This is a genomic window from Dietzia sp. SYD-A1 (genome assembly GCF_015356725.1).
Classification (GTDB): Bacteria; Actinomycetota; Actinomycetes; order Mycobacteriales; family Mycobacteriaceae; genus Dietzia.
Window position 1 is genome coordinate 1 of the sequence record NZ_JADDKI010000103.1, and the last position, 5,456, is coordinate 5,456.

Genomic DNA, 5,456 nt, shown 5'->3' on the forward strand with positions numbered 1-5,456 from the left:
CCCCACGCTGGGGGCCTGCGCGGCGTGGCGCGCGGCGGGCGGACGGCCCCGCACGCCGGGGAGGATCGTCCAGGAATGCGGGATCGGACCGGTCACCGTCCGCGACGAGGGCGCCGGCGACTGGTCGTTCGCCGCACCGGAGTTGATCAGGTCGGGCCCCCTCGCCGACGCGGAGGTGGAGCGGCTGGCGTCGGGGCTGGGACTGCGCCGCGACGACGTGGTGGACCACTCGTGGGTGGACAACGGCCCCGGCTCCTGCGCGCTGCTCCTGCGCGACGCCGAGACCGTTCTCGCCGCCAGGCCCGACATGAGGGCTCTGGCCGGGGACCGTGTCGGGGTCGTCGGCCCACACCCGACAGCCAGAGGGAACCGACCCGAGGTCGAGGTGCGATTCTTCCCCGTCTCGGCCGGCATCCCGGAAGACCCCGTGACGGGGAGTTTCCAGGCGGGGTTGGCCGTGTGGCTCACCGGCAACGGCACGCTGCCCGCGCGCTACACCGCCCGACAGGGCACCGCGCTCGGCCGCGAGGGACGCGTGGCGATATCGGCCGGGTCGGACGACGCCCCTGGCACCGGCATCTGGGTGACCGGTCATGTGGCGCACCTCGTCACCGGGGAGATCCGGGCGGGATGACCGGCGCTGGGCGGCCGCGGGGAGGCGAGTGGCGACGCCGGCGGGCTCGGTTCAGCGCATCTCGCCCGCGCCCACGTACGGGTTCAGGCTGATCGTGGGCCTGCCCTCGGCGAACCGTGAGAGGCGGCAGTCCGTCGGGTCGACACCCGACATCGTCGTCGTCCCGTCGAGCAGCAACTCCGCGACCAGTCGACCGACCGCGGGCGACATCTTGAACCCGTGCCCCGAGAAGCCGACCGCCAGGAACAACCCGTCGAGGGGTGACGGGCCGATCACCGGGTTGTAGTCGGGTGTGGTGTCGTACGCCCCGACGTAGCTGCCGGTGATCGCCGGATCCGGCATATCGGGAAGGCGGTGCATGAGCCGCTCCACGACCTTCTCGATCGTCGAGTCGTCGGCGCGGTTGGAGTAGGAGTCCGGATCGATGTACTGCGGTGCGTGGTGGTCGGAGTTGCCGGCGAGGATCTCCCCGTTGGGCTCGCGGCACAGGTACTGCAGTCCCACCAGGTCCGACAGCGTGGGCACGTGCTGAAGCGGTTCGCCCTGATCCACCAGCACCAGTTGCGCGCGCTGGGCCCGGACGGGCAGGTCCAGACCGACGGTGGCGCCGAGCTGCGGCGCCCACACCCCGGTCGCGAGGATCACCTGCTCGGCGTGCACCGTGGTGCCGTCCGCGAACTCGGCTCCCACCACCCGGTCGCCCCGCCCCCGCAGCAGCGACGTGACCCGGGTGCTCTGGCGGACCCGGACCCCGTGTCGGCGGGCGGCGGCGGCGAACGCCATCCCCGTCATGTACGCCTCCCCGCGACCGCCGCGTGGCTCCCATGCCGCCGCGGCCACGTCGTCGACGTTCAGGCCGGGCCACAGCTCCGCCATCCGGTCCGGCGCGATGAGTTCGGTCTCGATGCCCAGGCTCTGCTGCATGGCCACGTTCGCGCGCAGCGGGATCACGTTCTCCTCGCCGACGATCACCGCGTAGCCGCACTGGCGGAACGCCATGTCGTCGCCCAGCAGCTCGGTCGCGTTCTCGAACACCGGGATGCTGTGCCAACTCAGGGCCGCCATGGTGGGCGAACCGTAGTGGCAGCGGACGATGCCGCTGGACTTTCCGGTCATACCGGAACACAGGGTGTCCTTCTCGACGACGAGGACGTCTGTTTCGCCGCGCTCGGCCAGGTTCCAGGCGATCGACAACCCTTCGAGTCCCCCGCCGATCACGAGGAACTTCACTGTCTCGGCCCGCTGAGCCGTCTCGGCCGGGTGCGCTGTGTCGGTCATGGGGATCACTCTCTCGTGGTGTGTGGGTCAGGCGGCGTCGGGAGCCGGGAGGTCATCGCAGGTGAGCAGGTCGGAAAGAACGTCGGCCAACGCCTCGGCGCCCCGTTCGGCGTCGGCGTCCTCCACGTGCTCCTCCGGGGAGTGCGACACCCCGGAGGGGTTGCGGACGAACAGCATCGCGGTGGGGACGTGCGCGGCCAGGACACCGGCGTCGTGGCCCGCCCCCGTGGCCAGGACGGGGACCCCGGGCAGATCGTCGAGCAGCCGGTCACGGAACACCGGGTCGAAGGTCACCGAGCCGCTGAGCGACTCCTGCACGATCGAGCTCCCGCAGCCCTCGCGCGCGGCCGCCACCGACGCCGCCTCCGCGATCTCGTGGACCATCCGAGCGGTGACGGCGTCGTCGGGGTGGCGCACGTCCAGCCACAGATCGACCCGGGAGGCGATGACGTTGGTGCCGCCGGGGGTGGGCACGATCCGTCCCACGGTCGCCCGGGCGCCCCGGTGGGCGCGGGCGATGCGCCGGACGTCGAGGACGGTGCGGGAGGCCGGGATCATCGGGTCGCGGCGGTCCGCCAGCAGGGTGGTCCCGGCGTGGTTGCCCTGGCCGGTGAAGCTGATCCGCCAGCGCCCGTGGCCGATGATGGACGAGGCCACCGCGACCGGATTGTCTAGGTCGATCAGACCCCGGCCCTGTTCCACGTGGAGCTCCACGAACCGACCGATCCGTCCCAACGCGTCCTCGTCGCGGCCCAGGCGCGCCGGATCCAGCCCGTTGGCGGCGCACAGCTCGGCGTAGGTGGTGCCGTCGTCGTCGGTCAGGCGCGCCGCGGTGGCCGCGTCCATGGAGCCGGTGAGCAGCAGCGATCCCAGGCACGCGCGGCCGAACCGTGACCCCTCCTCCTCGGGGAAGACCGTCAGGGCCAGGGCCCGCCGGGGCCGCACCCCGCGGGCCCGGAGATGATCCACCGCCACGAGCGCCGAGGCGACGCCGAGTGGGCCGTCGAAGGCTCCTCCCCCGGGCACGGAGTCCAGGTGGCTGCCGGTGACGACCGCCCCCTCCAGCGGATGGCCGGCCGGATTCCACCAGGCCCAGATGATCCCGTTGCGGTCGGTCTCGGTGTCCAGACCCCGCGCGGCCGCCTCGGCCAGGAACCACTCGCGCAGGTCCAGCTCCGCGCGGGAGTAGACGGGGCGGCTGTACCCGCCCCGCGTCGGGTCGGTCCCGACGTCCGCGATCGCGGACATCAGCGAGGTGACGGTGGTGGCGACCGGGATGGTCATGACGGGCTCCTCGGGGGTCCGGAACGTCCGGACGGTGCGGAAGGTAGACGGTGCGGAAGGTACGGGTGTGTCACGCCCCCTCGGAGGGGACGGTGCGGCGTGGGCGAAGCGGAGTGGGTCGGACTGCGTTGAGCTGGGCGGGCCGGGCAGTTCAGCCGTCGACGCCGTCGGGGTAGGCGGTCACCGAGAGGAAGCGTATGGGCAGTTCCAGCATCGCCACCGGCCCGTGGACGCCCTCCCCGTCGATGAGCAGGGAGTCCCCCGGGCGGAGTCGGTACTCGGACTCGGCGTGGTGGTAGATCATGTCGCCGGAGAGCATGTACAGCAGCTCGGTACCGGGATGCTGGAAACGGGGATGGGTCTCCGACTCGGCGGTCAACGTCACCAGGACGGGTTCGATCCGCTTGTTGGGTCCCCGCAGCGCGCCGAGCAGTTCGTAGTCGTGGCCCACCGACGTGCCGCGGCCGACGATCGTCGCCCCCTGCCCGTCCGGGGTGAACACCGCGTCGCGTCGGGTGTCCGCGCCGCGCAGCAGCGAGGTCACCGGCACGTCGAGCCCGGTGGCGAGCTTTGCGAGCATGTTCAGCGAGCACGACGTCTGCGCGTTCTCGATCTTGGACAGCATCGCCTTGGAGATGCCGATCCGCTGGGCCATCTCCGCGACCCCCAGGTTCTCCGCCAGACGCAGTCTGCGGACGTGGAAGCCGATGATCCGCTCGAGATCGTTGCCGGTGGGCACGTCCACGGGGAGCTCACGCGGCGCCGCCTGGTGGACGACCCTCCGCTCGTCATCCCGGCCGGCTGCCATGTCCTCGACGGTAGTCATCGTCGCCGCCCCGCGGAAGTCACCACCCGTGACCGGCGCGGGTCCGGCCCCGGTCCGATCGTCCGGTACGACGGTCATCTACAACTCCCGCCCCGCGCGGCCGGGGATCCAGTCGGTGCCCGCCAACGGCACGCGCGCCATCGCGGCGGCCTCCATCGTCAGCGCCACCAGGTCGTCCGGCTCCAGGTGGGTCAGGTGGGACTTACCGCAGGCCCGCGCGATGGTCTGAGCCTCCATCGTGAGCACGTGCAGGTAGTTGGCCAGGCGCCGACCGGCTGCCTCCGGATCCAGTCGTCGCGCCAGGTCCGGGTCCTGGGTGGAGATCCCGGCCGGGTCACGCCCGTCCTGGAAGTCGTCGTAGAACCCCGCCGCCGAGCCGAGGGCGCGGTACTCCTTCTCGTAGCGGGGGTCGTTGTCCCCCAGCGCGATCAGCGCGGCCGTCCCGATCGCGACGGCGTCGGCGCCCAGGGCCATGGCCTTGGCCACGTCCGCCCCCGAGCGGATCCCGCCGGAGACGATCAGCTGCACCTTCCGGTGCAGGTCCATCTCCTGCAGGGCCTGCACCGCCTGCGGGATCGCCGCGAGGGTGGGGATGCCCACGTGCTCGATGAACACGTCCTGCGTCGCGGCGGTGCCGCCCTGCATCCCGTCCACCACCACCACGTCCGCGCCGGCCTTCACCGCCAGCTTGACGTCGTAGTAGGTGCGGGTCGCGCCGACCTTGACGTACACCGGCTTCTCCCACCCGGTGATCTCCCGCAACTCGAGGATCTTGATGGCGAGGTCGTCGGGGCCTGTCCAGTCCGGGTGCCGGCAGGCCGAACGCTGGTCGATCCCCCGGGGCAGGGTCCGCATCTGTGCCACCCGGTCGGAGATCTTCTGTCCCAGGAGCATGCCTCCCCCACCGGGCTTGGCGCCCTGCCCCAGGACCACCTCGATGGCATCGGCCTTGCGGAGGTCGACGGGGTTCATCCCGTAGCGCGAGGGCAGGTACTGGTAGACGAGCTTCGAACTCTGGCCGCGCTCCTCCGCCGTCATCCCACCATCACCCGTGGTGGTGGAGGTGCCCGCGGCACTGGCCCCGCGCCCGAGGGCCTCCTTGGCCTGCGCCGACAGGGCACCGAAGCTCATCCCCGCGATGGTCACGGGGATGTCCAGCCGGAGGGGCTTCGTGGCGTGTCGGGTGCCCAGGGTGATGTCGGTGCCGCAGCGTTCGCGGTATCCCTCGAGCGGGTAGCGCGACATGGAGGCGCCCAGGAAGAGCAGGTCGTCGAAGTGCGGCACCTTCCGCTTGGCACCCCAGCCGCGGATGTCGTAGATCCCGGTCGCGGCCGCGCGCTGGATCTCGTGGATCACCGAACGCGGGAAGGTGGCGGATTCGCGCAGGGCCGGGTCGGCGGGGGCGGTCTGCATCTGCGGTGGGGTGGCCTGGTC

At 71.9% G+C, this 5,456-nt stretch carries 5 protein-coding genes; 1 reads left to right on the forward strand and 4 read right to left on the reverse strand.

Features of this window, described 5'->3' with window-relative positions; translation table 11 throughout:
* A partial coding sequence (locus IY392_RS05005; protein ID WP_194860680.1) for a PhzF family phenazine biosynthesis protein occupies positions 1-634 on the forward strand: 634 nt, incomplete at its 5' end.
* 51 nt (positions 635-685) lie between these two features.
* Here IY392_RS05005 and IY392_RS05010 read toward each other — a convergent pair.
* The 4 genes from IY392_RS05010 to IY392_RS05025 form a co-directional block, all read right to left on the reverse strand.
* Positions 686-1,912: an FAD-binding oxidoreductase gene (locus tag IY392_RS05010; protein WP_194860681.1), complete on the reverse strand. Its 1,227-nt coding sequence runs from the start codon at positions 1,910-1,912 to the stop codon at positions 686-688.
* Positions 1,913-1,939: 27 nt separating this feature from the next.
* Positions 1,940-3,196, reverse strand: coding sequence for an allantoate amidohydrolase (locus tag IY392_RS05015; RefSeq protein WP_194860682.1), 1,257 nt, complete (start codon positions 3,194-3,196; stop codon positions 1,940-1,942).
* A gap of 151 nt (positions 3,197-3,347) precedes the next feature.
* Positions 3,348-4,004: an XRE family transcriptional regulator gene (locus IY392_RS05020; RefSeq protein ID WP_031264431.1), complete on the reverse strand. Its 657-nt coding sequence runs from the start codon at positions 4,002-4,004 to the stop codon at positions 3,348-3,350.
* A 96-nt stretch (positions 4,005-4,100) separates the two neighbouring features.
* Entirely contained in the window at positions 4,101-5,435 is a 1,335-nt protein-coding gene (locus IY392_RS05025) for an FMN-binding glutamate synthase family protein (RefSeq protein WP_107757894.1), read from the reverse strand.
* Positions 5,436-5,456: the final 21 nt, after the last annotated feature.

What these genes read in the sequence shown, in the direction of transcription:
- IY392_RS05020 (WP_031264431.1), bottom strand. Translation starts at nt 4,004, where the DNA reads ATGGCAGCCGGCCGGGATGACGAGCGGAGGGTCGTCCACCAGGCGGCG.
- IY392_RS05025 (WP_107757894.1), bottom strand. Translation starts at nt 5,435, where the DNA reads ATGCAGACCGCCCCCGCCGACCCGGCCCTGCGCGAATCCGCCACCTTC.
- IY392_RS05015 (WP_194860682.1), bottom strand. Translation starts at nt 3,196, where the DNA reads ATGACCATCCCGGTCGCCACCACCGTCACCTCGCTGATGTCCGCGATC.
- IY392_RS05010 (WP_194860681.1), bottom strand. Translation starts at nt 1,912, where the DNA reads ATGACCGACACAGCGCACCCGGCCGAGACGGCTCAGCGGGCCGAGACA.